The following is a 23,811-nucleotide window of genomic DNA, read 5'->3' as shown; positions in this document are numbered from 1 at the left end:
TACTTAAAGCCGCGCCTTCCTTTCCGGGTCTTAGGGTGTGGGCCGGATTGCCGTGTCCGGGCTGTAGGACGTAATGGTGGTTGCGGATCCGCTGTCGAGCACCTTTGAATGGGTGGTGGATCCGTCAAGAACCACGTGCTGGGTGGCAACGTTGCTGACCACGTGATTAGTGGCTACGACATTGCCGTCCCCTCCCGCGATCAGGATGATGGTTGGCTGGGCGCCTGCGGGGACAACCTTGTTCGGTGGGACGTCATAGGCGAAGAGGTTGTTTGAAATGAGGTTGTTGTCTCCCAGCGTATGGAGAACGCCGTAGAGGTCATCGAGACCGTTTGTGCGATTGATAAAAGGGGGGAACCCCTCGGTGCCCCTGCGGAAGTGATTGGACGTGATGAGGTTTTCCTTGCATCCATTCAGCAGGCGCATCATGCCAGGATAGAAGCCCTGAAACCGGTTCGACGATACGGAGCAGCGGTTACAGCCGTTGAACTCGATGAGGCTTCGTCCTCGCGGGAAGAAGTTGTTCCCCGTGACAAGCAGGCCCTCGTGGTTTTCAGCCAGAAGCGTCACACCCTCGGGTCCTGCACCCATCAGGTTGTCGCTGACAATCGTTGCCTGCCCGGCACCAGTTAGTTCGACGCAGTTCCCGCACTCGGCGATCATGTTGTCGTGGACCCGGAGGGCATCTGCGCCGCGAACTATCAGGGCGTGCTCAAGGTAGACGAACCCCATCCCGGTGATATGGGTGGAGTCATTGTCGGATGCGACCTCGATGCCCGTTTTCCCGTTCCTGTAGCTGTTCCCGTCCGGGGTGAAATTGACCCCGTCCAGGCAGAAGTCCCTGAACACGATTCCGGACAGGCGCGGACTGCCACTCCGACGCACGAGGAATGCCTGTGGTGCGGATGGGGGCGTCAGGACGCGGATGTGGCTGCCGCCTGGCTGGAGGTTCAGCCATCCCGTAGGGTCCACGTTGTCCTTGATGCTGCGGGAGAAGAAGCCATGGCCGAAGCCCGCGATGGTGAGGTAATCCACGTCCACTACCACCTGGGTGCGAAGGTCGTAGTCCCCTGGGGGAATGATTACCACGGCTCCCGGCCTGGTGTCCGGCGTCGTTTGGCGCTTTTTGATGTCGGCAATGATGTCGTTGATGACGGCGCCGATATCCGACTCAGCTGTGACCTTGGGCTGGCCCTTGATCCGCCAAGCTGTGACGTCATAGGTGTTCGGCGAGTTGAAGGGGCCGGCTTTCGTATCCTGCGCAGCTTCAGCTTCCGGGGACATCCCCAGGCTTAGCGCGGCCGCCAGCGAGCCCACGGCTCCAGCGCCGACGAGCATCCGACGACTGGTGTTTTTCACGTCAAGCGTCTCGTCAATTTCCATATTGGTCTCCTGCCGGTCCTTGTTCATTCGTGTTGCTTGATTGGCCCCGCCCCATTGGCCCGGACTCCTGCGTCCGGGCAATGGCGTAGTGAGCGTGGCGTCCATGCCAAAAATGCCAAATCGTTTTATCGGGAGCCGGAACAAACAGTAAGTGGCATCGAACAACACTGTCAACGACAAAATCCGAGGAGTAATTTTGGCAAGACCGCGCGCCCCAAGTGGCTCTTGACACTCCCGAACTTCCAGCTCTAAAGTGTTGCCAAGTCGTTTTGGCAAAACGATTTTTCAAGCCAAAGACGTGAAATCCCCATCTCTCTGCAATTTCCGTTCAAGAGAAAGTGAGTCGACAGCGATGTCCACTCGAAACACCATCTCCAAGCTCGTCACCCTCGGCGGGCTGTGCACCGCCGTCGCACTCGTTGCCACCGGTTGTGGCGCCGGCGGTCCCGCACCATCCTCAGGCGGATCGGGCGGCTCCAGCTCCATCAATGTCCTGGTTGAAGCCGGCGGCCACGCCGAACTGACAGGCGTAGCCGAGCAGTGCAAGAAGGACGCCGGCATCGACGTGAACTTCGTCGAACTCCCCTACGACGGCATGTTCAACCGCCTCTCCAGCGAGTTCTCCTCCGGCAACGTCTCCTTCGACGTCGCCGCACTCGACTCCGTATGGCTTCCCAGCTTCAAGGACGCCGTGCAGCCCATGGACGAACTCTTCACGGACGACGTCAAGAAGGACATCTTCCCGGCCCTCGTCAAGGAAGCCAACGTGGATGGCCACTTCATCGGCATGCCGGCCTGGACCAATGCCGAGATCATCCTGTACCGCAAGGACCTGTTCGAGGACGCCAAGAACAAGGCTGACTTCCAAGCCAAGTACGGTTACGAGCTCGCCGCCCCCAAGACGTGGAAGCAGTACCAGGACATTTCCGCGTTCTTCACCAAGGACGGCATGTACGGCACGGACGTCAAGGGCGCCGTGGAAACTGAATGGCTGGCCCACGTCCTTCAGGCGGGCTCCCCCATGGTCCTGGACAAGGACAACAATGTGGTCATCGACAACGCCGCCCACAAGGAAGCCCTGGACTTCTACGTGAGCTTGGCCAAGGATGCCCCGAGCGGTGCAGCGCAGGTTGACTGGGCAGCAGCACAAAACCTGTTCAACCAGGGCAAGACCGCCATGACCCGCTTCTGGGCCCACGCCTACCGCCAGATTCCCGCCGATGCTCCGGTGGCAGGAAAGGTGGGAGCCGCAGCAATGATTGGCGGCAGCGCCGGCGTCGCAGGTGTTCCGGGACCGTGGTACCTCTCCGTTCCCAAAGCCACCAAGAACACTGACGCCGCCAAGAAGTTCGTCAAGTGCGCCTATGACTACAACGACAAGGGAATCGAATCCAAGCTCGGTTTGGCCTCCCGTATCAGCGCGTTTGAAAAATACCAGGACCAGCCTGGCTACGAGAGCTTCAAGCCGCTGATCGAGACCCTCAACGGCCAGGCAACGGCCACCCGACCCGCTACCGCCAAGTGGCAGCAGATCGTTGATACCGTCCTGATCCCGTTGCTGCAGAAGGCCGTGGCCGGTGGCGACACCTCAACCCTCCTGGCCGATGCCAAGAAGCAGATCCAGGACCTCCTGAAGTAGAACTCCGCGGCCGGCACCGTTAGCAACTGAATGACAGTGCCGGCCGCGGTCCCAACCAGCAGAAAAGAAATACCGTGCGTATCTCCGATCGCCGCTTCGCCCTCTATCTGATGACGCCCGCGGCACTGTTCCTGGCCGTATTCGTGGCCTACCCCCTCTTCCGCCTGGTGGCAGACAGCTTCTTCAAGATCTCCCCCATCGCCGGCGGGCCCCGCGATTTTGTGGGGTTCCAAAACTACGTCACCGCCTTCACCTCCGAGGCCTTCACCAGCGCAGGGTGGCGTACGTTCGCCTACACCCTGGTGGTGGTGACCCTCGAATTCGCGCTCGGCCTGGGCATGGCACTGCTGTTCACCACGCTGGGCAGGAAATCCCAGATTTGGCGGACCGTCTTCCTCTACCCGTTGATGATCGCCCCGATCGTGGCGGGCCTGCTGTGGAAGTTCCTGATGATCGACAACTTCGGTCTGATCGGAACTCTCCTCCACCAGGCAGGGATCCTTTCGGACCCCAACCAGATCGGCTGGCTGTCCGACCCCAACATCGTGCTGTTCTCGGTGGCCATCCCGGACATCTGGCTCACCACGTCCTTCATGTGCCTGGTGCTCTTCGCAGGCCTCCAGAACATCCCCGGCGATCTGATTGAGGCCGCCCGCCTGGATGGTGCACGGGCTCCGGCACTCCTGTTCCGGATCATCCTTCCCCTGCTCCGCCCAGTGATCGCCGTTGCGCTGGTGGTCCGCGGAATCGATGCGGCCAGGGCCTTCGACACCATCCTCATCCAGACCAACGGCGGACCGCAGTCAGCCTCCGAGACGATGAGCCTGTTGATCTACCGCACCATGATCCGCTTCGGCGACCCTGGCCTGGCCAGTGCCATGGGCACCATCTACCTCCTCGCAATGCTCGCCATTGCCTTTGTTGCAGTGACCACCATCTGGCGGCCAGGAAAGGACAACTGATGAGCACCACAAGCGTCACCACCAAAGCCAGCCCGCCGTCGTCGGACTTCCCGGAAGCGCAGCCGCTGCGCAAGCGGCGCGGGGCCAACCGCGAAGGCCTCGAAGCCGGCCGGCGCAGCACCCGGACCATCCTTTGGATCCTGCTGGCAGCGGCCATGGTCCTCTACGGTTTCCCGTTCCTGTACCTGCTGTTCACGTCCTTCAAGACGCCGATCGATACCATCGCCGTCCCACCGACCATCCTTCCCAGGGAATGGACGCTGGAGAACTACACCAACGCCCTGGGCCGGAGCGGGGTGGTGGCATCCTTCATCAACAGCATCCAGACCGCCGTCATCAGCACCCTGCTCTCGCTGGTTCTGGCCGTTCCGGCCGCCTACGGCATTACCCGCTACAAGACCCCCAGCGGTCAGGTATTCATCATGGCTGCACTGGTGACCCGCATGGTTCCACCCGTGGCCATCGGCATTCCGCTGGCGTCCATGATGGCCTCGGCGGGCTTGTCCGATACCCCGATCGCCCTCTCCATTGCGCACACCACCATCTCTCTGCCGCTCTCCATTTGGCTGATGTGCAGCTTCTTCGAATCCGTCCCCCGGGACCTTGAAGAGGCCGCAACCGTGGACGGCTGCAGCAGGTTGGGCGCCCTGTGGCGGGTAGTGATCCCGGTAGTGTCCGGCGGCATTGCGGTCACTGCGATCTTCGCCTTCCTGGCATCCTGGAACGAATTCCTGTTCGCACTCCTGATGACCGCCATCCGTTCGCAAACCACACCTGTGGTGATCGCGAACTTCCAGACCCAGTTCGGCCTGGATTGGGGATCCATGACGGCCCTCGCCGCCGTGTACTCGATTCCGGTCATCCTGCTGACACTTCTGCTGCAGCGCAAGATCGTCGCGGGCATGACGCTGGGCGCAGTCAAGGGCTAATGCCACCAAGGCCACTGCCACCATCAACGAGTAGCCTACTGATAGCCCTTCCGGGGCATCGCCAACCATAAGGACGTGGGAGCCACATGAGCAGCAAGAACATCGGTATCAAGGACGTTGCCGTCGCCGCCGGCGTGTCCGTCACCACCGTCTCCCACGTCCTTAACGAGGTCTCTTACGCGCGGATCAGCAGTGAAACCCGGGACAAGGTCCGGAACGCCGCCGAGGAGCTCGGCTACGGCCCCAACCGCCTGGCCCAGGCCCTTCGCACGCAGCGGACAGGAATGCTCGGCCTGGTCAGCGAGGAAATCGCTACCACACCCCATGCAGGCCGGATCATTCTCGGCGCTGATGAGGCGGCCAAGGCCCGGGGCTACAACCTGATGATCATCAACACCCCGGGCTCCGCCAGTCTCGAATCGAGGCAAGCCGACGTCCAGGCCCTCCTGGAGCGCCGGGTGGACGGGATCCTGTACGCCACCATGTACCACCGCAACGTGGAACTTCCCCGGAACCTGGAAAACGTACCGTCGGTCCTGGTGGACTCCGTGGCCATTGGCGGAAACATCACCGCGGTGGTCCCGGACGAAGACGGCGGCGCCCGCGCCGCTGTTGGGGCACTCCTGGACGCCGGCCACACCCGGATTGGATTCATCAACAACACCGACGACGTACCCGCCACCCGCCAGCGGCTCCAGGCCTTCCGGGCCATGCTCACCGAAGCAGGGCTCGACGGCGATGCCGCACCGGTCGAGTCCGAAGTCTCCGAAGTTCATGGCGGCTATGCGGCTGCCAAACGGATCCTGTCCCGGGAAGACCGCGCTGACGTGCCGACGGCACTGTTCTGCTACAACGACCGGATGGCCATGGGCGCCTACCGGGCAGCCGCCGAGTTAGGGCTCAGCATTCCCAAGGACCTCTCCGTTGTGGGCTTCGATGACCAGGAACTCATTGCCGCCAACCTCTACCCCGGCCTTACCACCGTGGCCCTCCCCCATTACGAGATGGGGGCCTGGGCAACGGATCACCTTATTGATGCCATCGAGGGCAAAGAAGATCTTTCCTTAATGGCGCTCCACCCCACCGTCCTGGGCTGTCCCCTGGTTCGCCGTGACTCGGTCGCGGCTCCACGGTAAGCCCAACCAGCCCTTCAACGTCCCAAAAGGAACGCACCACATGTCCAGTAGCCTTGACGCCGCACGCCCGGAAACAGCCCCGGCCGTCACTCCCAGGTTCCGGCCTGCCATCCATTTCACGGCACAGGACACCTGGCTGAACGACCCCAACGGCCTGGTCTTCCACGACGGTTTGTACCACCTCTTCTTCCAGAACAATCCCTACGGCAGCGTCTGGGGCAACATGTCCTGGGGGCACGCCACCTCCCCGGACCTCCTGCGCTGGACCGAACACCCCGTGGCTATCGCAGGCGATGAAACAGAGGACATTTTCTCCGGAAGCGTGGTGGTGGACCACGGCAACACCTCCGGTTTCGGCACAGCCGGGGCGCCGGCTTTGGTGGCCATATATACGAGCGCTTTCAAGCCCGGGACCGAACACAGCGGCACGCAGGCCCAGTCCCTGGCGTACAGCTCCGATTCGGGAATGACCTGGCAAAAGTACGGCGGTAATCCGGTGCTCACCCGGGACTCAGCCCACTTCCGGGACCCCAAGGTCTTCCGCTACCACAGCGGAGCGAGCGCGTACTGGGTCATGGTCGCCGTCGAAGCCCAACAGCAGAAGGTGGTTCTCTACCGTTCCGACGACCTCAAAACCTGGGACTTCCTGAGCGACTTTGGCCCGGCCAACGCCGACGCCGGTGAGTGGGAATGCCCTGACCTCTTTCCCCTGGCGGTGGACGGGGATCCTGAGGACATGAAGTGGGTGCTGATCGTCAACGTGAATCCCGGCGCTGTCGCGGGGGGTTCCGGTGGACAGTACTTCGTAGGACAGTTCGACGGCGTCAGCTTCGTTCCGGACGCGGGTTCCCTTGCGGCGCCAACGGGAGTCACCTCCCTGCCGGACGAATCTGCCACGGCCGAGGCACTGCAGCAATGCCTGTGGCTGGACTGGGGCCGCGACTGCTACGCCGCGGTGTCCTTCAGCGACGTCCCGGATGAGAAGCGCATCATCATCGGCTGGATGAATAACTGGGACTACGCCAACCAGTTGCCCACAGCACCGTGGCGGTCCTCCATGACCCTCGCCCGCGAGCTGAAGCTGAAATCGATCAGCGGCACCGCCCGGCTGGTCCAGTACCCCGTCCTCGCGGGTCCGGAGGAAGAACTGTTTCGCGCGGGCACCATCGAGTTGGGGTCGGAAGCCCTCACCTTGCCGGACGCCGTACCGGGCACGGCGCAGGTTATTGAGGCTGAGATCACGCCGGGAACCGCAGAGCGTGTTGAGTTGCGGCTGCTCGCCAGCTCCGACGGACGCCAGGGCACCCTGCTGAGCTACACCCCGGGCAGCGGCAGGCTGACCCTTGACAGGACCCGGTCAGGGGACACCTCGTTCCACGGGAAGTTCGCATCCGTCGAATCCGCACCGGTTGCACTGGAAGACGGCGTCCTTAAGCTGCTCATTGTGGTGGACCAGTGCTCCGTGGAAGTCTTCGCCCAGGACGGCACGGTGGTCCTGACGGACCTGGTCTATCCGGATGCCGACAGCCGGGAAACCCGGTTGTCCGCCCAAGGCGGCACCGCCACAGTTCTCAAGCTCGTTGTCTCAACACCCGCCTAAGGAGCAGGTTCCAATGCAGAACATCCAAAAGCCAACCAGCAGTCCGGCAACCGAAGTCATGGTTGTGGGCGAGGCCCTGGTGGATATCGTCGTCTCGACCCACGGCACCGTGGAGCATCCGGGAGGATCTCCGGCGAACGTGGCCTACGGCCTCGGCAGGCTCGGCGTGCCCACCTCATTGCTGACCTCCATTGGAGAAGACCACCATGGTGCTGCCATCCAGCGGCACCTGGCCGGTGCCGGCGTCGAACTCCTGGCCGGTGCCCGCGCAGGCGTCCGCAGCGCTACGGCAACCGCCACCCTGGCGTCGGACGGTTCAGCACGCTACGACTTCGACATTCAGTGGGACCTTCCCCGGATCACCCCAACCACCCTGCCCAAGATCCTGCACACAGGATCGATTGCCACCTTCCTGGAACCCGGAGCGGCAACTGTGCGCGATCTTCTTGAGCAGGTACATCAACGCTGTGTGGTCACCTACGATCCCAACATCCGGCCGGCCCTGGTGGGCAGCCACGCCCAGGCCACCACCACTTTCGAGGAACTCATTCCTTTCACCGACGTGGTCAAACTCAGTGATGAGGACGCGCACTGGCTTTACCCGGGCCTGTCCCTCGAAGACACTTCACGGCGCATCCTGGGCCTTGGGACCGGCCTCGTGGTGGTGACCAAGGGTTCGGAAGGATCCATGCTCTCGACCACCGGCGCCCAGGTCTTGGTTCCCTCCGTGACGTCCACCGTGGCTGACACCATTGGCGCGGGCGACTCGTACATGTCCGCCTTGATCTACGGGCTCCTCCAGACCGGAGTTGACCGACTCACTGAGGAGGCCCTGGAGTCCCTGGGCGGCCGGGCCGCCAAGGCCGCAGCCATCACTGTCCGTCGTGCGGGCGCCAACCCGCCGACGTCGGACGAGCTGCTGGCCGAACTGCCCGAACACCAGCCCGCCACCTGACCACCCCCAACTCCACGAGGATCCACACCATGTCCAGCAGTAACTACTACGATGTGACCACCTGGCCCACCGGCGACCCGTCCAAGGATGTCGGCGAGGTCATCAACAGCATCATCGCCGACGTCAAGGAACGCCAGAACGCCACAGATGTGAACGACGGCGGCAAGCCCGGTGCGGTGATCTACCTGCCACCGGGTGACTACCGGCTGCGCACGCAGGTCCTGATCGACATCAGCTTCCTTCGGATCCAGGGCTCAGGCCACGGGTTCACGTCCTCGAGCATCAGGTTCAACGTTCCCCAGGACGAATGGTCCGACCTTCATGAGCTGTGGCCCGGCGGCAGCCGCGTGCTGGTGGATCTTCCTCCCGCTGACAACTCGGACCCGGCCAGCGGAGCAGCGTTCCTTGTTGAGCGTGCGGGCAGCCCCCGGATCAGTTCGGTGGAGTTCGCCAACTTCTGCATTGATGGCCTGCACTTCACCCCGGACGGCTCTGACCTGCCGGCCGAGAATACATACATCAATGGCAAGACCGGGATTCACGTTGCCAGCGCCAACGACTCCTTCCGGGTCAACGAGATGGGCTTCATCTACCTCGAACACGCCCTGACCATCCACAACGCCGATGCCCTCTCCATCCACAACAACTTCATCGCCGAATGCGGAAGCTGCATCGAATTGCGGGGCTGGGGTCAGGCATCGAAGATCACGGACAACCTGATCGGCGGGGGATTCAAGGGCCACTCGATCTATGCGGAGAACCATGGCGGACTCCTGGTCACGGCCAACAACGTCTTCCCACGGGGTGCCAGCAGCGTCCATTTCAGCGGTGTGACGCGCTCCAGCATCACCAACAACCGCCTGCATTCCTTCTATCCGGGCATGGTGGTCCTGGAGCGGAACAGCTCGGAAAACCTCGTGTCCACCAATCACTTCCTCCGCGACCACGAGCCCTGGACGCCGTTCCTCGGGATCGATAACGGGCTGGATGACCTCCACGGGGTCCTCAGTGTAAGCGGCAACAACAACTCGGTGATCGGCAACCACTTTTCACAGATCATCGACTCGGAGAGCATCCGTCCGGAGGGCGCAACGCCGGTCATCATCCGCTTGCGTGAAGGCGCGGGCAATTTCGTGTCCAACAACCATGTGGTGGCTTTGAACGTGCACGCCAACGCCAGCGACGACTGCTTCGAGGCCCAGGTGGATGCCCTGCTGACCACCGATGCGGCTGAAGACCTGGCCGTGACCGCGGTCCTGGTGGACCCGGAATCAGCGCGGAACACCATCCTCGACTCGGGCAGGGAAACCCAAATCACCGCCGACCGGGCAAGCAACGCCATCCGTCCCACCCCTTAACCTGGGAGTTTTAGTCCAGCTAATGCCCTTAAGATTCGTTCTTAGGGGCATTACCTGTACAAAAACTCGCAAGGGGGACCACGTGCCAGAGACTATCCGCACCGCAACAGCCAACGACGCCGGGAAGCTGGCTGAGCTTGCCGCCATCACCTTCCCGCTGGCGTGCCCGCCGGGCTCCTCACCGGACGATATCCAGGCGCACCTTGAGAAGACACTCAGCGAGGCCAACTTTTCGGAATACCTCGCCGATGCGAACATCACGGTCATGGTGCTCGACGACGACGGGCAGCTCACCGGGTACACCATGCTGATTGCCAAGCCGGCAAGCGACCCCGACGTCGCCTCGGTGCTTTCGGCGCAGCCCTCCACCGAACTGAGCAAATGCTACGTCCACCCGGACCACCACGGAAAGGGCGCCGCAGCACGGCTGATCCAGGCATCCCTGGCCCTGGCCGCGGACAAGGGCGCATCCGGGGTGTGGCTGGGCGTCAACAGCGAGAACGCCAAGGCCATCCGCTTCTACGAGAAGAGCGGTTTCCAGCGCGTCGGCACCAAATCGTTCAAGCTCGGCAACACGGTGGAACACGACTTCGTCATGGAGAACAGGCTCTAGCCAAACAAGTCCCCGGCCAGCTGCGGCCGGGGGTCGTTGCGCAAATGGAGTCCCTCCGGAAGGCCGCTGACTGTACCCGAGGAACCGGACGCCCGCACGGTGAGCCGCGAACTCCCGAGCAGCACGTTGTCGGCCGTGAACCCACCGAAGGACTCCGGGAGGATCGGAGCCAAGTGGAGCACGTCCCGCGTGAAATCGGGGTCGAACCGCAACAGGATCCGGGCCAGTTGGACCGGTGCCGCAGCCGCCCACGCCTGCGGGGAACACGCCGTCGGATACGGTACGGGCTCCGCGAACTCTGAACGGTCAAAGCCGCAAAACAGCTCAGGGAGCTGACCGCCAAAGTGCTCAGCGGCGTCGAACAGTCCACTGGCCGCCCGGCTGGCCTCGTCCACGAAGCCGTAGCGCATGAGTCCCGTGGCGGCGAGCGCCGTATCGTGGGGCCAGACCGAGCCGTTGTGGTAGCTGACGGGGTTGTAGGCACCCATGTCGGAGCCGAGGGTGCGGACGCCCCAGCCGGTGAACATCTCCTTGGACATCAGCCGCTCCGCCACCTGTGGCGCCTTGTCCTCGTCGACGATGCCCACCCACAGGCAATGGCCTATGTTGGACGTACACGAATCCACGGGGTTCTTGTCCTTGTCCAGCGCCAGGGCGAAGTAACCCTTGTCCGGCAACCAGAAGGTCTTGTTGAAGGCCTCCTTCAGCTCTGCGGCCTTGTCCGCGCAACGGCGTTCGACGGCGGTGTCGCCCGCCGCACGCGCCAGCAGGGACCGGCCCACGTAGGCCGCGTAGGCGTAGGCCTGGACTTCACACAGGGCGATCGGTGCCTCCGCCATCCGGCCGTCAGCAAAGTTGATCCCGTCCCACGAATCCTTCCATCCCTGGTTCACCAGTCCGTGGTTGTTGGGGCGCTGGTATTCGATGAACCCGTCCCCGTCGCGGTCGCCGTACTTCTCCATCCATTCGATGGCCCGGTCAGCATGAGGGAGAAGTGACTCGATGATGTCCTCCCCCAGGCCCCAGCGGCTCAACTCGCCCAGGGTGGAGACGAAAAGCGGCGTCGCATCGGCTGTGCCGTAATAGGCGGTGCCGCCCAACGACAACCCCGCTGTGATCCCGAGCCGGACCTCGTGCGGCATGCGCCCGGGCTCCTCTTCGGAATCGGGGTCCACCTTGCTGCCTTGCAGTCCGGCCAGTGTTTGGAGCGTCCCGGCGGCCAGGCTCGGATCAACCATGAGGGACATGTAGGAGGCAAGCAGGGAGTCCCGTCCGAAGAGGGCCATGAACCACGGCGCCCCGGCGGCGATGGCGGCACGGCCGGGGTGTTCGTCGTCGAAAATCCTCAGTGATCCGAGGTCCCGCTGACTTTGGGTAAGGACGTCCGTGACGTTTTGGTCGCTGACCGTGATGCGCGGAACGTGCTCCTCCCATTGGGTCTGCCGGCGTGCTCCCGTGCTGTGTTTAAGGGGCGTTCCTGCGGTGAAGGGATCGTCCGGGGCCTCACCGTTGACCAGCGGCAGGGCAATGATGGTGGTCGACCACTGCTCCCGGGCAGGGATGGTGACGTTGAACGTCAGCCCTTCCTCCGTGACTTTTGCTCCGTGCGCCTGGAACAGCACTCCCCGTCGCTGTCCGCTGGAGTGCAGGGCGTCTATGTGCAGCCCGTCCTCCCGCGCCGCCTTGATGGTTTCCTCGGCGGTTCCCACCCTGCCGCCTTTGACGTCGAAGAGGTCGGCGAGGTCGGCGTCGATCAGCAGTTCGATGGTGCACGTTGACGGGGTGCCGGAGTAGTTGGTGATGGTGAGGTCATCGCGGAGCCCTGATCCGACGCTGCGCTGGTGCCGGACCAGCAGCGGGCTTTCAAAGCGCCCGTCCTCGGTACACGCCCGGCCCACGTATTCAGCCTGGAACGACGCCGGGTTGCGGGCCACCAGGGGCTCCCGGGGTTCGCCGTTGATGCGCAGCACCCAGCGGGACACAATGCGCGTGTCCTGGTAATACGCGCCTTGCGAACCGCCTGCGTGGATGTCGCCCGGGTGGGCGGAAATGCAGAAGGACGAGCCTTCGACGACGGTCACCGCCCCCAGTTCGGATGCTCCGGCTTCCGTGTCTGCGTTCCAAGCGGTCATGCGCGGCAGGGCTCCTCTGGCGGGGTTGGTTTCGCGGACAAGCAACCTCTGGCTACGAGGCCTGCCTCTGATTCTCTTTCACGTAGCCGCCGTCGGGAAGCCCCTTGCTGCTGAATTGTTGAAGGATGCGCGAATAGAGGGCCAGATGCTCGGCAGCCATCCGGCCGGCGCTGAAGTACTCGTCCACCGAGCGCCGGCATTCGGTCCGGCTCAAGCGTGCGGCGGTATCCAGGAAGCCGGCGAGGTCCCGGACCTCGCCCAGGAAGCCGGTCTTGCCGTGCTTGACGATTTCCGGAGCGGCACCCATCGGGGTGGCCACAACAGGTGTGCCCGTGGCCAGTGACTCGATCATGACCAACCCAAAAGGCTCGGGCCATTGGATGGGGTTGATCAATGCCACGGCACCGCCCATGAGCTCGTATTTTTCAGGGTCGGAGAGTTCACCCAGGAACTCCTCCTGCGGGCCCAGGGCCGGCTTCACGACTTCCCGGAAGAAGTCCTGTTCGTCTTTGGCGTGCATTTTGGCGGCTATTTTCAGCGGTACACCGGCCTCGCGGGCAACCGCTACCGCTTCCATGAGCCCCTTGTCCTGGCACATCCGTCCCACAAAGCACGCATAACCGCCTAGCCCGTCCCCCATGGACACAGTGGACAAGTCCAAGCCATGGTGGATGACCGCTGCAACGTTGAGGTCCGGGAACATGGACCGTTGGTCATTGGAGATGGCGATGATGGACGTGTCCCGCTCCATGGCGCGGTAGAGCTCCGCCGACTGGGCGGTGAACTGGCCGTGGATGGTGGTGACCACGGGGATGGCAGGAGGTCGGTAAGCGTAGAGGGGTCCGGCCAGCGTATGGTCGTGGATGATGTCCACCCCGCCCAGCCCGCGGTAGGCCTTGATGACATGGTCCAGCTCGCTGAGGGTCAGTCCGAGTTCATCCGGCTGGCTTGGGCCGAAACCGGGGATGCGGGGCACCGGACACGTGCTGTCGGAGGCTGCCGCCAGGAGGACTTCATGCCCGGCGTCAACCAGCGCGCGGGCGAGGGCGTCCACCACCCTTTCCGTGCCGCCGTATTTTTCGGGCGGGACGGTAAACCATGGTCCAACAATGAGTCCAATGCGCATCCGGGCCTCCGCGCATAACCCCCAAACCATGGGCTGGCTTCATAACCCTCCTCAAGGCTAGGCGTCCCGTGAGGAAAATAACAGGCCGCCGCCGGAATGCCCTGGAGCCGGGCGGGGTTGACGCAACCATGAAGATTGAGATCTGGTCAGACGTCGCGTGCCCGTGGTGCTACATCGGCAAGCGCCGTTTCGAGACCGCCCTGGCACAGTTCCCCCACCGCGACTCCGTGGACATCGAATGGAAGAGCTACCAGCTGGATCCGTCCGTTCCGGGGCATTATGACGGCACGGAGCTGGACTACCTCAGCCAGCGCAAGGGCATGGCTCCGGAGCAGGTCAAGCAGATGTTCGCGCACGTCACGGAGACCGCCAAGGGCGAAGGCCTGGATTACCACTTCGACAAGGTGGTTGTGGCCAACAGCTTCACCGCCCACCGCCTCATCCACCTGGCTGCCGGCCACGGACGCCAGGACGCCGCCAAGGAACGACTGCTCAGCGACCACTTTGAGCACGGCAAGGACATCGGCAACCAGGAGTACCTGACGGAGCTCGGTGAAGCCCTCGGCCTGCCGGCACAGGAAGTTGCCGAACTCTTCACGTCCGACAAATTCACGGACGAGGTCAATGAAGACATCAACGAGGCCCGTGCCATCGGCGTGACCGGCGTTCCGTTTTTCGTGATCGACCGCAAGTACGGCATCTCCGGTGCCCAGCCTGCCGAACTTTTCAGCCAGGCCCTGAACCAGGCATGGCAGGAAGCCAACCCGCTGATCCCGGTCGGCGCTTCCGACGCCGAGGCCTGCGGCCCGGACGGCTGCAGCGTTTAACCCAACGCGGGGTCACTTATGGCCCAAAATCCCCCTTGGGATAGGCCATAAGTGACCCCGCGTTGCTTTGTTGGCGAGGGCTAGGCCTTCGCCACCTCAAGCTCCACGACGGCCCAGGACAAGGCGGGCAGCGTCAGGCGCAGCTCCGAACCAGTCGCCTTCACGCCGTCCAGCGGCTTGAGCCCAACCCGGCCCGGCTGGTCCTGGCTGTTGATGGTGAAGCGGTCGCCGCCGTCGGGAATTTCCAGGACCTCGGCGCGGACCACCTGCCGGGCGTCGAACCCGCGCAGGGCTGTCTCGACGTCGGCCGCTTCCTCCAGGCCGCGGTTCGCGAAGAACAAGGCAACCCGGCCCGTTTCCTCGTTCCACGTCGCGCTAACGTCCACCAGGTCGGTGTCCCCGAACCGGTTGTTGGAGTACTTGTCCGAATCAACTGAGAGCCGCAGGATCTGTCCTGTGGCGAGCTCTGCCATCCGGGCGAACGGGTGGAAAATGGTCTGCTTCCAGGCCGGCCCGTTTTCCTCGGAAAGGATCGGTGCGATCACGTTGACCAGCTGCGCCTGATTGGCGATCTTTACCCGGTCGCCATGGCGCAGCAGCGAGTTGAGCAGGGTCCCCACCACTACGGCGTCGGTCACGTTGTACTGGTCCTCGATGACACGCGGGTGTTCGCGCCACGGAGCCTTGACGATGTTGCTCAGCTGGTCCTCGGTGTCCCGGCCGCGCTGGTACCAGACGTTCCACTCATCAAAGGACAGGTTGATGTGCTTCTTGTGCTTGCCCTTGGCCCTGACGGCATCGGCCGTAGCGATCACTGACTCAATGAAGTAGTCGGTGTCGACGGCGGACGCCAGGAAGCTGCCGACGTCGCCCTCCTCCTCGAAGTAGTAGGCGTGGAGGGACACATAGTCCACTTCCTCATAGGTGTGCGTGAGGACGGTCTGCTCCCAGGCCCCGAAGGTGGGCATCCTGGAATTCGAGCTGCCGCACGCGACGAGTTCAATGGACGGATCCACGTATCGCATGGCCTTGGCGGCTTCCTGGGCCAGTCGGCCGTATTCATCGGCCGTCTTGTGCCCGATCTGCCACGGGCCGTCCATCTCATTGCCGAGGCACCAAAGCTTGATGTCGAACGGGTCCTTGTGGCCGTTCTTCGCCCGGAGGTCAGACCAGTACGTGCCTCCGCTGTGGTTGGAGTACTCCACAATGGCGCGGGCTTCCTCGACTCCCTTGGTGCCCAGGTTGATGGCTTCCATGATTTCGGTGCCGGCCTGCCTGGACCAGTCCACGAATTCGTGCAGTCCAAAGGCGTTGGTCTCCACGGTGTGCCAGGCGCCATCCAGGCGGCGGGGCCTGTTTTCCCGTGGACCGATCCCGTCTTCCCAGTTGTAGCCGGAGACGAAGTTGCCGCCGGGGTATCGGACAACGGTGGCGCCGAGTTCCTTGACGAGCTTGAGGACGTCCTGGCGGAAGCCGTGCTCGTCAGCCTCCGGGTGCCCGGGTTCGTAAATCCCGGTGTAGACGCAGCGGCCCATGTGCTCCACGAAGGAGCCGAAGAGCCGGCGGGGTACCTCCCCGATGGTGAAGTCGCGATCGAGGGTGATGCGTGCGCGGGACATGTATCTCCTTGGTTGTGTGTTTCAGGTCTGGTGGTGCGGCAATGCGGACCGGTCAGGTCCCGGCAAGTCCTGTGGTGGAAATGCCCTTGATGATCTGGCGCTGGAAGAACAGGAAGACGACAATCAGCGGCAGCGCGGCCAGCAATGCCGACGCCATGTTCTGGGCGTACTGCACGCCGTAGGCGCTCTTGATGGTCTGCAGGCCCACCGGAAGGGTCAGCAGGGAATCGTCGTTGGTGGAGATGAACGGCCACAGGAAGTTGTTCCACGCGCCGATGAACACAAAGATCGCGACGGCGGCCAGGATCGGCCGGGACAACGGCAGGATGATCTGCATGAAGATCCGGAGCCGGCTGGCCCCGTCCATCACGGCCGCTTCCTCGAGTTCACGCGGAATCTGGTCGAAGAACCTCTTGAGGACGAACACCATGGCGGGGTGGATCACCTGCGGAAGGATGATGGCCCACGGGGTATCGATCATCTTGAACGCGAGCATTTGGTAGAAAAGCGGGATCATGAGTACCGGCGGCGGCACGATGATGCTGGCGATGATGGCCGTCATCAGTACCTTCTTGCCCTTGAACTCGATCCGGGACAATGCATAAGCGATGAGGGCGGAGATCACCAGCGTGATGAGGGTGATCGCAGCGGAGGTGTAGAGCGAATTCCATGTCCAGAGCGGGATGTTGCCGGCTTGGAAGACGTTGGCAAAAGCGTCGAACGTAAAGCCCGACGGCGGGATCCAGCTGACCTTCGAGGCCGAGGCGTCCGCTTCGGATTTGAAGGCGGTGACCGTTGCCCAGGCGAAGGGAACCAACCAGAGGACAGCGAGGACGGCGGCGACCACGACGGCTGCGGCCTTGCCCACTGTCAGCTTCTTGCGTGGTTGGCGGATGACCTGGCCGGCAGTGCTGCGCGGGATGGATCGGGTGAGGGTTGTATTTGCCATGGCTATGCACTCCTGCGGCGGGTGATGACGAACTGCAAGGCAGAGACCAGCACGATCAGTCCGAAGAAGATGTAGGAGATGGCTGCGGAGTATCCCAGCCGGTATCCGGTAAACCCGGTTTCGAAGATGTACTGGACCACGGGCCTGGTCGATCCGCCCGGACCGCCGGACGTCATCTGGTAGATCTGGTCGAAGACCTTCAGGGAAGCGAGGATCTGCAGCAGCACGATCATCACCGTGGTGGGGGTGAGCTGTGGCAGCGTGATGGAGAAGAACTGCCGCCAGGCTCCGGCGCCGTCCAGCGATGCTGCCTCATAGTGCTGAGCGGGAATGTTTTGCATTGCCGCCAAGTACAGAAGGAAATTGAATCCCACGGTCCACCAGAGCGTTGCAATCACGATCGACCACATGGCCACATTGGGATCGTTGAGCCACCCGATCTTCGGGATGCCGAACTTGGACAGGAAATCGTTGATCAGTCCGAGCTGCGGGTTGTACATCCAGACGAAGAACAGGGAGACAACCGTGGATGCCAGAAGGAAGGGCGCGAAGTAGGAAAGCCGCCAAAGCCACTGGGCGGGAAGGCCGATGTTCAACAGCGCAGCCATCACCAACGCCACCAGGACCAATGGCACGGTGCTGATCACGGTGAAATAGAGCGTGTTTCCCAGGGAACGCCACATACCGGCATCGGCAAAGGCCTCAGAGTAGTTGGAAAATCCAATGAGGACGTCGTTGGCTCCCGTGAGGGATTTGCCCGTCAGGCTCATATAGAAGCCGTACAGGATTGGCCATACAAGGAACACGAGGAAGAAGACGAGGAACGGCGCCGCGAAGGTCCAGCCGCTCACGTTGTCCCTGCTGCTGCGCAGGGAGGGCCCGGTCTTGGTGCCGGGAGTGGGTTTTGTCCGTACTTGGCTGGTCTGCCGGGACACTGTAGAGGAACTCATGAAGGACTCCTTTGTCGCTCGGTGTGCTGTGCCGGTCAGACCGGGTTGGGCCGGGATAGAAGGTCGTTGGTGCGGGCCACGAAACCGTCCCACCCCTCAGCTGCTTTGCTGCGTCCCAGAAGTACGTTCTGGATGTACTCGGCAAAATAGTTCTGCCAGTCCGAGCCTGATCCGCTGAACCAGGCCTCGGGGTCGTAAGCGATGATGTCTGCGGCGTTGGCATAGTGGACTTGAGGGGTGAGTTCCCGGTATGCCTGCGACTGCACTACGGGCTGGTATGCCGGGATGTGCCCCGCCTCGGCCCACGACAACGACCCCTTGAGGATGTCGCTGACGAACTTGTAGGCGTCCTTGCGTTTTTCTTCATCCACCGCGAGTTGCCGTGGAAGCACGAAGGAATGCGAATCGGCGTACGACGCAGGCGTCCCGTAGAGCGTCGGGATGGTGGCAGCGTCAACCGGAAGCTTGGCCTTCTTCATGGTGGGCAGTTCCCAGCCGCCGCTGAAGAGCATTCCCGAGTCGCCCCTGACAAACTCGGCGATGCCGGTGTTGATGTCGTTGCCCTTGGCCGCGATCGTGTCATCAAAGAGCGACGCCATGAATTCCAGTGACTCAACGGCAGCGTCCCTGTCGGCCTGCATGGGCTGGCCTGGAGTCAGTACGATCTCGGCCCCGTGCTGCTTGTAGAGCGTGTAGAACAGGCGCCACATTTGCGAGCCGAGGTTCAGGTATCCGAAGGAGAGGCCGTGGGCCTTGGTGACCTTTTGCATCTCCAGTGCCATGGCTTTGAATCCGTCCGGCGAGTTCACTTCCTGCAAGAGGCCGTTGCTTTCCAGGAGCCCCGCTTTACCGGCGATGTCCGTGTTGTAGAACATGATGAACGGGTGGGAGTCCAGTGCGAGCGAGAACACCTTTCCGTCCTGCTGGCTCTTTTCCCAGATACGCGGGGCAAAGTTCTCCGGCGTGATGCCGTTCTCTGCCAGCAGGCCCAGGTCCCAGGGCTCGATGAGGCCGCCGGGGGCGTAGCCGGGAACCCGACTGGCATGCATGATGGCTACTTCCGGCGGCCGTCCGCCGGCCGATGCCATGGCCAGCTTGGTGTAGTAGGGCGGTCCCCAGGCCAAGACCGTGGGGTGGACCTTGAAGCCCGGATTGGCGCTGTTGGCGTTGGCGATCATGGCCTGCATCTTGGTGCCGTCTCCCCCGGAGAGGAGGTGCCAGAAGTTGATGGTCGGGACGGCCGCGGCTCCCGCCGATCCGCCGCATCCTGTGAGGCCCGTGGCCAAAAGCCCGCCGCCCAGCAGCGCCGAGCCTGTCAATAGCTGTCTCCGGGACAAACTTCTCCCGGTCAAAGATTCAAACTGCTTCACCCGTCACTCCTTTGGAAGGGTCCGCTGAAAGGACACACAATGCTGCACGAAAGTCCGGCTTCGCTGCGTCTCCACGCGTGGGTAAAAGGTGGCCCCCGGGTGACGCAGGTCTGACATTACATCGTTGTAATGTGCAGGGCAAGAGAAATTGTTAGCGCCAACAATTTGTTTTTTCGGGAACCTATCGGGTGCTGTCCCGCTCTTCGATGCTGTACGGAACGGACACTATGCGCTGTCCATGGCCCCTGTCCGCCATACGTTCGGTGAGCAGGCGCAACGCCTCGGAAGCGATCATGCGTTTGTCAAAGGACACGGTGGTGAGCGACGGTACAGCGAACCGGCCATCGGCAATATCGTCAAAACCGGCCACAGCAATGTCCTTGGGAACCCGCACGCCGCGCTTCCACAAAGCGTTCAAGGCACCAAGGGCCATTGAATCCGTGAAGCAGAAGAGTGCCTCCGGCAGCGGGTTGCTGTCGAGATACCGCATGACGGACTCAGCCGCGGAGCCAGGCGTCCATTCATCGCAGGCGATCATGAGGGATTCGTCCCGCGGGATGCCCAGGGAGCGCAGGGCTGCCTCATATCCCTGGGTCCGTTGGATGGCGGTGGCCGATTTCCTTCCCTGGTTGATGCCCAGTACCGCTATGCGGCGCCGCCCCGGGCGGGCCAGGGCCAAGGTCATATCCCGGGCCGCGGCAAAGCTGTCCACAAAAACGCGGTCGGCGAGTTCTTGCGACACCTCACCCAACAGGACCACCGGAGGCAACGCCACACCCACCCGCACGGCACTCTCATCGAGAACAACAGGATTCAGGATCAGGCCATCGATCAGGTTGGCCCGCGCACGTGTCATCAGTTCCTGTTCCCGTTGGGGGTCGGAACCGGTTTCTTCAATCTGCACGCTCCAGCCCCGGGCATGGGCAACTTCAACGAGGCTTTGGGCGAGTTCCGCAGAGAACGGGGTGCCGAGGTTGGGCAATGCCAGGCCGATCACACCCGAGCGTCCATTGCGCAGTCCACGGGCCGAGAGGTTGGGGACGTAGTCCAGCTCCTGCATGGCCTGCTCAACCCTCAGCCGCGTAGGTCCACTCACCGGAACGATTCCGTTCATGACATTCGAGACCGTTTTGGGTGAGACCCCCGCGCGACGCGCTACGTCTTTGACCGTTGCGCGCAAGACGCCCCCTTGCTGCAATGTTTTACGGATTTTCCCGTTTTCCACGATGTTGCCGCCGGGTTCCGCGGGTTCCGCGTCGGGACCCGGTTTGCTGACAGATCACTGTAAAGTGTCTATATGCCCAGGATCACGGCCCCCACGAACGCTGCCCAACGCGCCGAGACCCAACGTCGGATTCTCACGGCCTTCGGCGAGCTCCTCTTCACCCATGGCCTGCCCGGATTGACCATGACCGATGTCGCCCGTCATGCAGGCGTTGGCCGCACAGCGGTCTACAACTACTACGCGGACATGGAGCAGCTCCTCATCGCGTACGCCCTGGACGAGACCGAACGTTTCATCGTCGACCTCCGGGAATCCCTGGCCGCGCTCCAGAACCCGGTGGACCGGCTGGCCCTCTACGTCCGCGCGCAGGTGGAGGACCTCAGCCGACGCCACCTGCCGCCGGGTCCGGCCATGGCAGCCGTCCTCTCCCCCGGCTCCTTTGCGAAGCTCGCAGACCACGTGGGCGACCTCAACGCCTTGCTCGAGGACATCCTCCGGGATGGTGTCCACCAGGGCTACCTTCCGGACATCGACGTCACCCAGCTCGCGCGGCTCATCCACGGCACACTGTCGGCAAGTGCCGCGCGACGCAACCGGACGCCCGACGGCGGGACTCCCCCGCCGCCCCCGGCCTCCGACGTCGGGCTTCTTGCCGCACAAGAGGCGCAGACAGCGCAGACTGTGCGTTTCATCCAGTTGGGTGCGGGTGCGCGTTTCGACGACGCCGGCAGGCCGGTCCTGCTGGCCACCGCTACCCCAACTGTTTAGTGCCACCCAAACGGGCTGACGCCACGCAAATCCCGGCGTCACCCATCTCTTTGAGTGGCGAAAACCGGCAAGCGTGTCAGCCGGCGGGCCGCGTCGGGATGATGGGCCACTTGGAGTTGTCAGCGATCCGCAGTTCCTCACGCGGACACAGGAGCTTTCCGGGAGTCTGATCCACCAGCTGCGGCTCCACGAGACCCTCATAACCCGGGGTGATGATGACGTCCACCGACTCGTCTTCGCGGTTGTCCTGGAAATAGTCCGTTCCGGCCAGGTTGCGCTGGATGTTAAAGGCGGCAGCTTGGCCCTTGACCCCGGATACCACCACGGCGATGCCTGAATACGTGGTGTCACTGTTGCCCACGGACGCCACTGTGTATCCACGGGCAGTGAACTGGTCGGCTACCGTTGCCGCGAGTCCGCCGCGGGACGTGGCATTGAGGACGTTGAGCCGCACGGTGTTGTTGGGTACGTAGTCGAAAGTGGTGGAAGGGCACAGGCTGGTGGGGGCTTTGCTCGCAATCGCCGTCGGGACTTTGATGACGCCGTTCATGACCGCCCAGGCACCAACTGCGCCCGCAGCGATCACTCCGAGCAACACCACCAGGACAATGCCGTGGAACAAACGACGCCCGAAGCTGCCTCGCCGGACCGGGGCGTCGTCGGCAAAGGTTGCCCGTAGCTCCGGCCCCGTCACAACACGGTGGCCATGGAGCTGCGTCACATCTTTGGGACGCTTACGTTTTTTTGGCCGGGAGTTATCCTCCCCCGGACCGGACAGCCTAGCCATCGATGACCAATACACGTGCGTGGATGGCAGTCCTTTGGTGCAGCGCCGTGCGGACCGCCCGGTGAAGACCGTCCTCGAGGTACATCACGCCCTGGTACTGGACCACGTGCGGGAACAGATCGCCAAAGAAAGTGGAGTCCTCCGCCAGCAATGCCTCCAGGTCCAAGGTCCGCTTGGTGGTGACCAGATCGTCCAGGCGGACAGGGCGCGGGGGCAGGGCAGCCCAGTCCCTGGGCGCGGAGTATCCATGGTCAGGGTACGGGCGTCCCTCGCCCACAGCTTTGAAGATCACCCTGCAAGCCTATGGAAGATACCGCCGTAACGGAACTTGTGACCCGCGGCACAGGAAGGTTGTAGCCAAAAGGTGACTATCCTTCGCGGGGCGTCACAGACGTCATAGCTGTGTTGTGGGTCTGCGGGACTGACAGAATAGGGGCATGACCCAACCGTTCCCAGGTACTGACCGTGCCGCTGCCCGCACCGAGCCCGCACTGGCCCTGCTGCTGGACGTCGATGGCCCCATAGCCAGCCCTGTGACGCGCGACGTCAAACCGGACATCATCGCCGACATGGTGGCCCTTGCCTCAGCCGGAATCCCGGTCATCTTCAACACGGGCCGCTCGGACGCGTTCATCGCCCAGCAGGTCATGGAACCCATGATCGCCGCCGGCATGCCCGCCAACACGGTGATCCACGCCATTTGCGAGAAGGGAGCCGTGTGGTTCAGTTACACCGCTGACGGCCCCGGCCCCATCCACGTGGACCACGAACTCGCGGTACCGACTGCCTACGGCGACGATATCCGCCGGCTGGTGGCCGAGGATTACTCCGCCCACATGTTCTTCGATGAGACAAAGCGCGCCATGGTATCCGTGGAGCAGCACCTGAACGTAGCCAGCGCGGATTACCTGGCTGAACAGAAACTCTTCGACGCCGACGCCCTGGGCATCATGGAACGGCACGGCCTCAGTGCCGCCATCCTGGACCATCACGCGCCCGGATCCGATGACACTGCAGACTACCGTCTGGACCCCACCATCATCTCCACGGACATCGAGTCCGTGCGCCTGGGCAAGGACCTTGGAGCAAGCCGGGCCGTTGAACTCCTGGCCGCCCAGGGCATCACCCCGCTCTCCTGGCGCACCGTGGGAGATTCCCGGACGGACTACGCCATGGCAGACTGGCTACACCACAACGATCATGACGTGAAGCACGTGGATGTCCGGCCCGCGGACGGCGTACCGGTGAAGCCCTACACCATCCTGACTGCCGCAGACCTTGACCTTGCAGAGGACGTGATCCACGACGACGCCGGCGGAGCGTTCCTCCGCAGCTGGCGCGAGGCCCTGGCCATCTAGCGGCGACGCAGCACCACCTACACCCAGAAACACCGAAGATCCCGGAGAAACAGCCATCACACAAGCACAGGTCGATCCGATTTACCACGGCAGCCCTTCCGTCGAAGAGGACACGATTGCGGAGG

General features: G+C 62.9%; 21 protein-coding genes. 11 read left to right on the top strand and 10 right to left on the bottom strand.

What is annotated here, in order from left to right; genetic code table 11:
* Positions 1 to 30 precede the first annotated feature (30 nt).
* Positions 31 to 1,383 (bottom strand): NosD domain-containing protein, encoded by a 1,353-nt coding sequence (locus tag ACNAOU_RS03230; protein WP_422757995.1) that lies wholly within the window; start codon positions 1,381 to 1,383, stop codon positions 31 to 33.
* Positions 1,384 to 1,735: 352 nt separating this feature from the next.
* Here ACNAOU_RS03230 and ACNAOU_RS03225 point away from each other — a divergent pair, with 352 nt between their 5' ends.
* The 8 genes from ACNAOU_RS03225 to ACNAOU_RS03190 all read left to right on the top strand — a co-directional run bounded on the left by ACNAOU_RS03225 (position 1,736) and on the right by ACNAOU_RS03190 (position 10,575).
* Positions 1,736 to 3,022 carry an ABC transporter substrate-binding protein gene (locus ACNAOU_RS03225; RefSeq protein WP_039239629.1) on the top strand — a complete coding sequence of 429 codons (1,287 nt, stop codon included), beginning with the start codon at positions 1,736 to 1,738 and terminating at the stop codon, positions 3,020 to 3,022.
* A 74-nt stretch (positions 3,023 to 3,096) separates the two neighbouring features.
* Positions 3,097 to 3,984, top strand: coding sequence for a carbohydrate ABC transporter permease (locus tag ACNAOU_RS03220; RefSeq protein WP_039239628.1), 888 nt, complete (start codon positions 3,097 to 3,099; stop codon positions 3,982 to 3,984).
* Complete coding sequence (locus ACNAOU_RS03215; RefSeq protein WP_227453676.1) at positions 3,984 to 4,913, top strand: carbohydrate ABC transporter permease; 930 nt, start codon at positions 3,984 to 3,986, stop codon at positions 4,911 to 4,913. The genes ACNAOU_RS03220 and ACNAOU_RS03215 overlap by 1 nt, the downstream gene beginning before the upstream one ends.
* A gap of 86 nt (positions 4,914 to 4,999) precedes the next feature.
* Positions 5,000 to 6,049 (top strand): LacI family DNA-binding transcriptional regulator, encoded by a 1,050-nt coding sequence (locus tag ACNAOU_RS03210; protein WP_018778062.1) that lies wholly within the window; start codon positions 5,000 to 5,002, stop codon positions 6,047 to 6,049.
* Positions 6,050 to 6,089: 40 nt separating this feature from the next.
* Entirely contained in the window at positions 6,090 to 7,649 is a 1,560-nt protein-coding gene (locus ACNAOU_RS03205) for a glycoside hydrolase family 32 protein (protein WP_422757993.1), read from the top strand.
* A gap of 13 nt (positions 7,650 to 7,662) precedes the next feature.
* The gene (locus ACNAOU_RS03200) at positions 7,663 to 8,604 is read left to right on the top strand and encodes a carbohydrate kinase family protein (RefSeq protein WP_189076187.1); all 942 of its coding nucleotides are present in this window, start codon (positions 7,663 to 7,665) and stop codon (positions 8,602 to 8,604) included.
* A gap of 29 nt (positions 8,605 to 8,633) precedes the next feature.
* On the top strand, positions 8,634 to 9,962 hold the full coding sequence (locus tag ACNAOU_RS03195; RefSeq protein WP_422757992.1) for a NosD domain-containing protein: 1,329 nt from the start codon (positions 8,634 to 8,636) through the stop codon (positions 9,960 to 9,962).
* A gap of 82 nt (positions 9,963 to 10,044) precedes the next feature.
* A complete protein-coding gene (locus ACNAOU_RS03190) occupies positions 10,045 to 10,575 on the top strand; it encodes a GNAT family N-acetyltransferase (RefSeq protein ID WP_018778066.1) in 531 nt (176 codons plus the stop codon).
* On the opposite strand, the gene ACNAOU_RS03185 is transcribed toward ACNAOU_RS03190, so the two are convergent.
* The gene (locus ACNAOU_RS03185; RefSeq protein ID WP_422757991.1) at positions 10,572 to 12,707 is read right to left on the bottom strand and encodes a glycogen debranching N-terminal domain-containing protein; all 2,136 of its coding nucleotides are present in this window, start codon (positions 12,705 to 12,707) and stop codon (positions 10,572 to 10,574) included. The two genes, ACNAOU_RS03190 and ACNAOU_RS03185, sit on opposite strands and share 4 nt — an antisense overlap.
* Before the next feature lie 52 nt (positions 12,708 to 12,759).
* On the bottom strand, positions 12,760 to 13,833 hold the full coding sequence (locus ACNAOU_RS03180) for a glycosyltransferase family 4 protein (protein WP_422757990.1): 1,074 nt from the start codon (positions 13,831 to 13,833) through the stop codon (positions 12,760 to 12,762).
* 128 nt (positions 13,834 to 13,961) lie between these two features.
* Here ACNAOU_RS03180 and ACNAOU_RS03175 point away from each other — a divergent pair, with 128 nt between their 5' ends.
* The gene (locus ACNAOU_RS03175) at positions 13,962 to 14,660 is read left to right on the top strand and encodes a DsbA family oxidoreductase (RefSeq protein WP_055976992.1); all 699 of its coding nucleotides are present in this window, start codon (positions 13,962 to 13,964) and stop codon (positions 14,658 to 14,660) included.
* An 80-nt stretch (positions 14,661 to 14,740) separates the two neighbouring features.
* Here ACNAOU_RS03175 and ACNAOU_RS03170 read toward each other — a convergent pair whose 3' ends face one another.
* The 5 genes from ACNAOU_RS03170 to ACNAOU_RS03150 form a co-directional block, all read right to left on the bottom strand.
* Positions 14,741 to 16,279 (bottom strand): alpha-N-arabinofuranosidase, encoded by a 1,539-nt coding sequence (locus ACNAOU_RS03170; protein ID WP_018778070.1) that lies wholly within the window; start codon positions 16,277 to 16,279, stop codon positions 14,741 to 14,743.
* 52 nt (positions 16,280 to 16,331) lie between these two features.
* Positions 16,332 to 17,228, bottom strand: a complete 897-nt coding sequence (locus ACNAOU_RS03165; RefSeq protein WP_018778071.1) for a carbohydrate ABC transporter permease — start codon at positions 17,226 to 17,228, stop codon at positions 16,332 to 16,334.
* A gap of 2 nt (positions 17,229 to 17,230) precedes the next feature.
* The gene (locus tag ACNAOU_RS03160) at positions 17,231 to 18,178 is read right to left on the bottom strand and encodes a carbohydrate ABC transporter permease (RefSeq protein ID WP_079581607.1); all 948 of its coding nucleotides are present in this window, start codon (positions 18,176 to 18,178) and stop codon (positions 17,231 to 17,233) included.
* Between the two features lie 35 nt (positions 18,179 to 18,213).
* Positions 18,214 to 19,548 (bottom strand): extracellular solute-binding protein, encoded by a 1,335-nt coding sequence (locus tag ACNAOU_RS03155; RefSeq protein ID WP_026267213.1) that lies wholly within the window; start codon positions 19,546 to 19,548, stop codon positions 18,214 to 18,216.
* Positions 19,549 to 19,729: 181 nt separating this feature from the next.
* Positions 19,730 to 20,662: a LacI family DNA-binding transcriptional regulator gene (locus ACNAOU_RS03150; protein ID WP_422757988.1), complete on the bottom strand. Its 933-nt coding sequence runs from the start codon at positions 20,660 to 20,662 to the stop codon at positions 19,730 to 19,732.
* A 183-nt stretch (positions 20,663 to 20,845) separates the two neighbouring features.
* Here ACNAOU_RS03150 and ACNAOU_RS03145 point away from each other — a divergent pair, with 183 nt between their 5' ends.
* Positions 20,846 to 21,541 (top strand): TetR/AcrR family transcriptional regulator, encoded by a 696-nt coding sequence (locus ACNAOU_RS03145; protein ID WP_018778075.1) that lies wholly within the window; start codon positions 20,846 to 20,848, stop codon positions 21,539 to 21,541.
* Between the two features lie 76 nt (positions 21,542 to 21,617).
* On the opposite strand, the gene ACNAOU_RS03140 is transcribed toward ACNAOU_RS03145, so the two are convergent.
* Complete coding sequence (locus ACNAOU_RS03140; RefSeq protein WP_354627828.1) at positions 21,618 to 22,262, bottom strand: LytR C-terminal domain-containing protein; 645 nt, start codon at positions 22,260 to 22,262, stop codon at positions 21,618 to 21,620.
* Positions 22,263 to 22,320: 58 nt separating this feature from the next.
* Complete coding sequence (locus tag ACNAOU_RS03135) at positions 22,321 to 22,620, bottom strand: type II toxin-antitoxin system VapB family antitoxin (protein ID WP_018778077.1); 300 nt, start codon at positions 22,618 to 22,620, stop codon at positions 22,321 to 22,323.
* A gap of 145 nt (positions 22,621 to 22,765) precedes the next feature.
* Here ACNAOU_RS03135 and ACNAOU_RS03130 point away from each other — a divergent pair, with 145 nt between their 5' ends.
* A complete protein-coding gene (locus tag ACNAOU_RS03130; protein WP_422757986.1) occupies positions 22,766 to 23,686 on the top strand; it encodes a hypothetical protein in 921 nt (306 codons plus the stop codon).
* The last annotated feature ends 125 nt before the right edge of the window (positions 23,687 to 23,811 follow it).

It is taken from the genome of Paenarthrobacter sp. C1 (genome assembly GCF_049315185.1).
Lineage (GTDB): Bacteria > Actinomycetota > Actinomycetes > Actinomycetales > Micrococcaceae > Arthrobacter > Arthrobacter nicotinovorans.
This window is presented reverse-complemented; position numbering and strand designations above follow the sequence as displayed.

What these genes read in the sequence shown, in the direction of transcription:
- ACNAOU_RS03180 (WP_422757990.1), bottom strand. Translation starts at nt 13,833, where the DNA reads ATGCGCATTGGACTCATTGTTGGACCATGGTTTACCGTCCCGCCCGAA.
- ACNAOU_RS03160 (WP_079581607.1), bottom strand. Translation starts at nt 18,178, where the DNA reads ATGAGTTCCTCTACAGTGTCCCGGCAGACCAGCCAAGTACGGACAAAA.
- ACNAOU_RS03165 (WP_018778071.1), bottom strand. Translation starts at nt 17,228, where the DNA reads ATGGCAAATACAACCCTCACCCGATCCATCCCGCGCAGCACTGCCGGC.
- ACNAOU_RS03170 (WP_018778070.1), bottom strand. Translation starts at nt 16,279, where the DNA reads ATGTCCCGCGCACGCATCACCCTCGATCGCGACTTCACCATCGGGGAG.
- ACNAOU_RS03215 (WP_227453676.1), top strand. Translation starts at nt 3,984, where the DNA reads ATGAGCACCACAAGCGTCACCACCAAAGCCAGCCCGCCGTCGTCGGAC.
- ACNAOU_RS03145 (WP_018778075.1), top strand. Translation starts at nt 20,846, where the DNA reads ATGCCCAGGATCACGGCCCCCACGAACGCTGCCCAACGCGCCGAGACC.
- ACNAOU_RS03175 (WP_055976992.1), top strand. Translation starts at nt 13,962, where the DNA reads ATGAAGATTGAGATCTGGTCAGACGTCGCGTGCCCGTGGTGCTACATC.
- ACNAOU_RS03195 (WP_422757992.1), top strand. Translation starts at nt 8,634, where the DNA reads ATGTCCAGCAGTAACTACTACGATGTGACCACCTGGCCCACCGGCGAC.
- ACNAOU_RS03205 (WP_422757993.1), top strand. Translation starts at nt 6,090, where the DNA reads ATGTCCAGTAGCCTTGACGCCGCACGCCCGGAAACAGCCCCGGCCGTC.
- ACNAOU_RS03150 (WP_422757988.1), bottom strand. Translation starts at nt 20,662, where the DNA reads ATGAACGGAATCGTTCCGGTGAGTGGACCTACGCGGCTGAGGGTTGAG.
- ACNAOU_RS03230 (WP_422757995.1), bottom strand. Translation starts at nt 1,383, where the DNA reads ATGGAAATTGACGAGACGCTTGACGTGAAAAACACCAGTCGTCGGATG.
- ACNAOU_RS03225 (WP_039239629.1), top strand. Translation starts at nt 1,736, where the DNA reads ATGTCCACTCGAAACACCATCTCCAAGCTCGTCACCCTCGGCGGGCTG.
- ACNAOU_RS03130 (WP_422757986.1), top strand. Translation starts at nt 22,766, where the DNA reads ATGACCCAACCGTTCCCAGGTACTGACCGTGCCGCTGCCCGCACCGAG.
- ACNAOU_RS03200 (WP_189076187.1), top strand. Translation starts at nt 7,663, where the DNA reads ATGCAGAACATCCAAAAGCCAACCAGCAGTCCGGCAACCGAAGTCATG.
- ACNAOU_RS03210 (WP_018778062.1), top strand. Translation starts at nt 5,000, where the DNA reads ATGAGCAGCAAGAACATCGGTATCAAGGACGTTGCCGTCGCCGCCGGC.
- ACNAOU_RS03185 (WP_422757991.1), bottom strand. Translation starts at nt 12,707, where the DNA reads ATGACCGCTTGGAACGCAGACACGGAAGCCGGAGCATCCGAACTGGGG.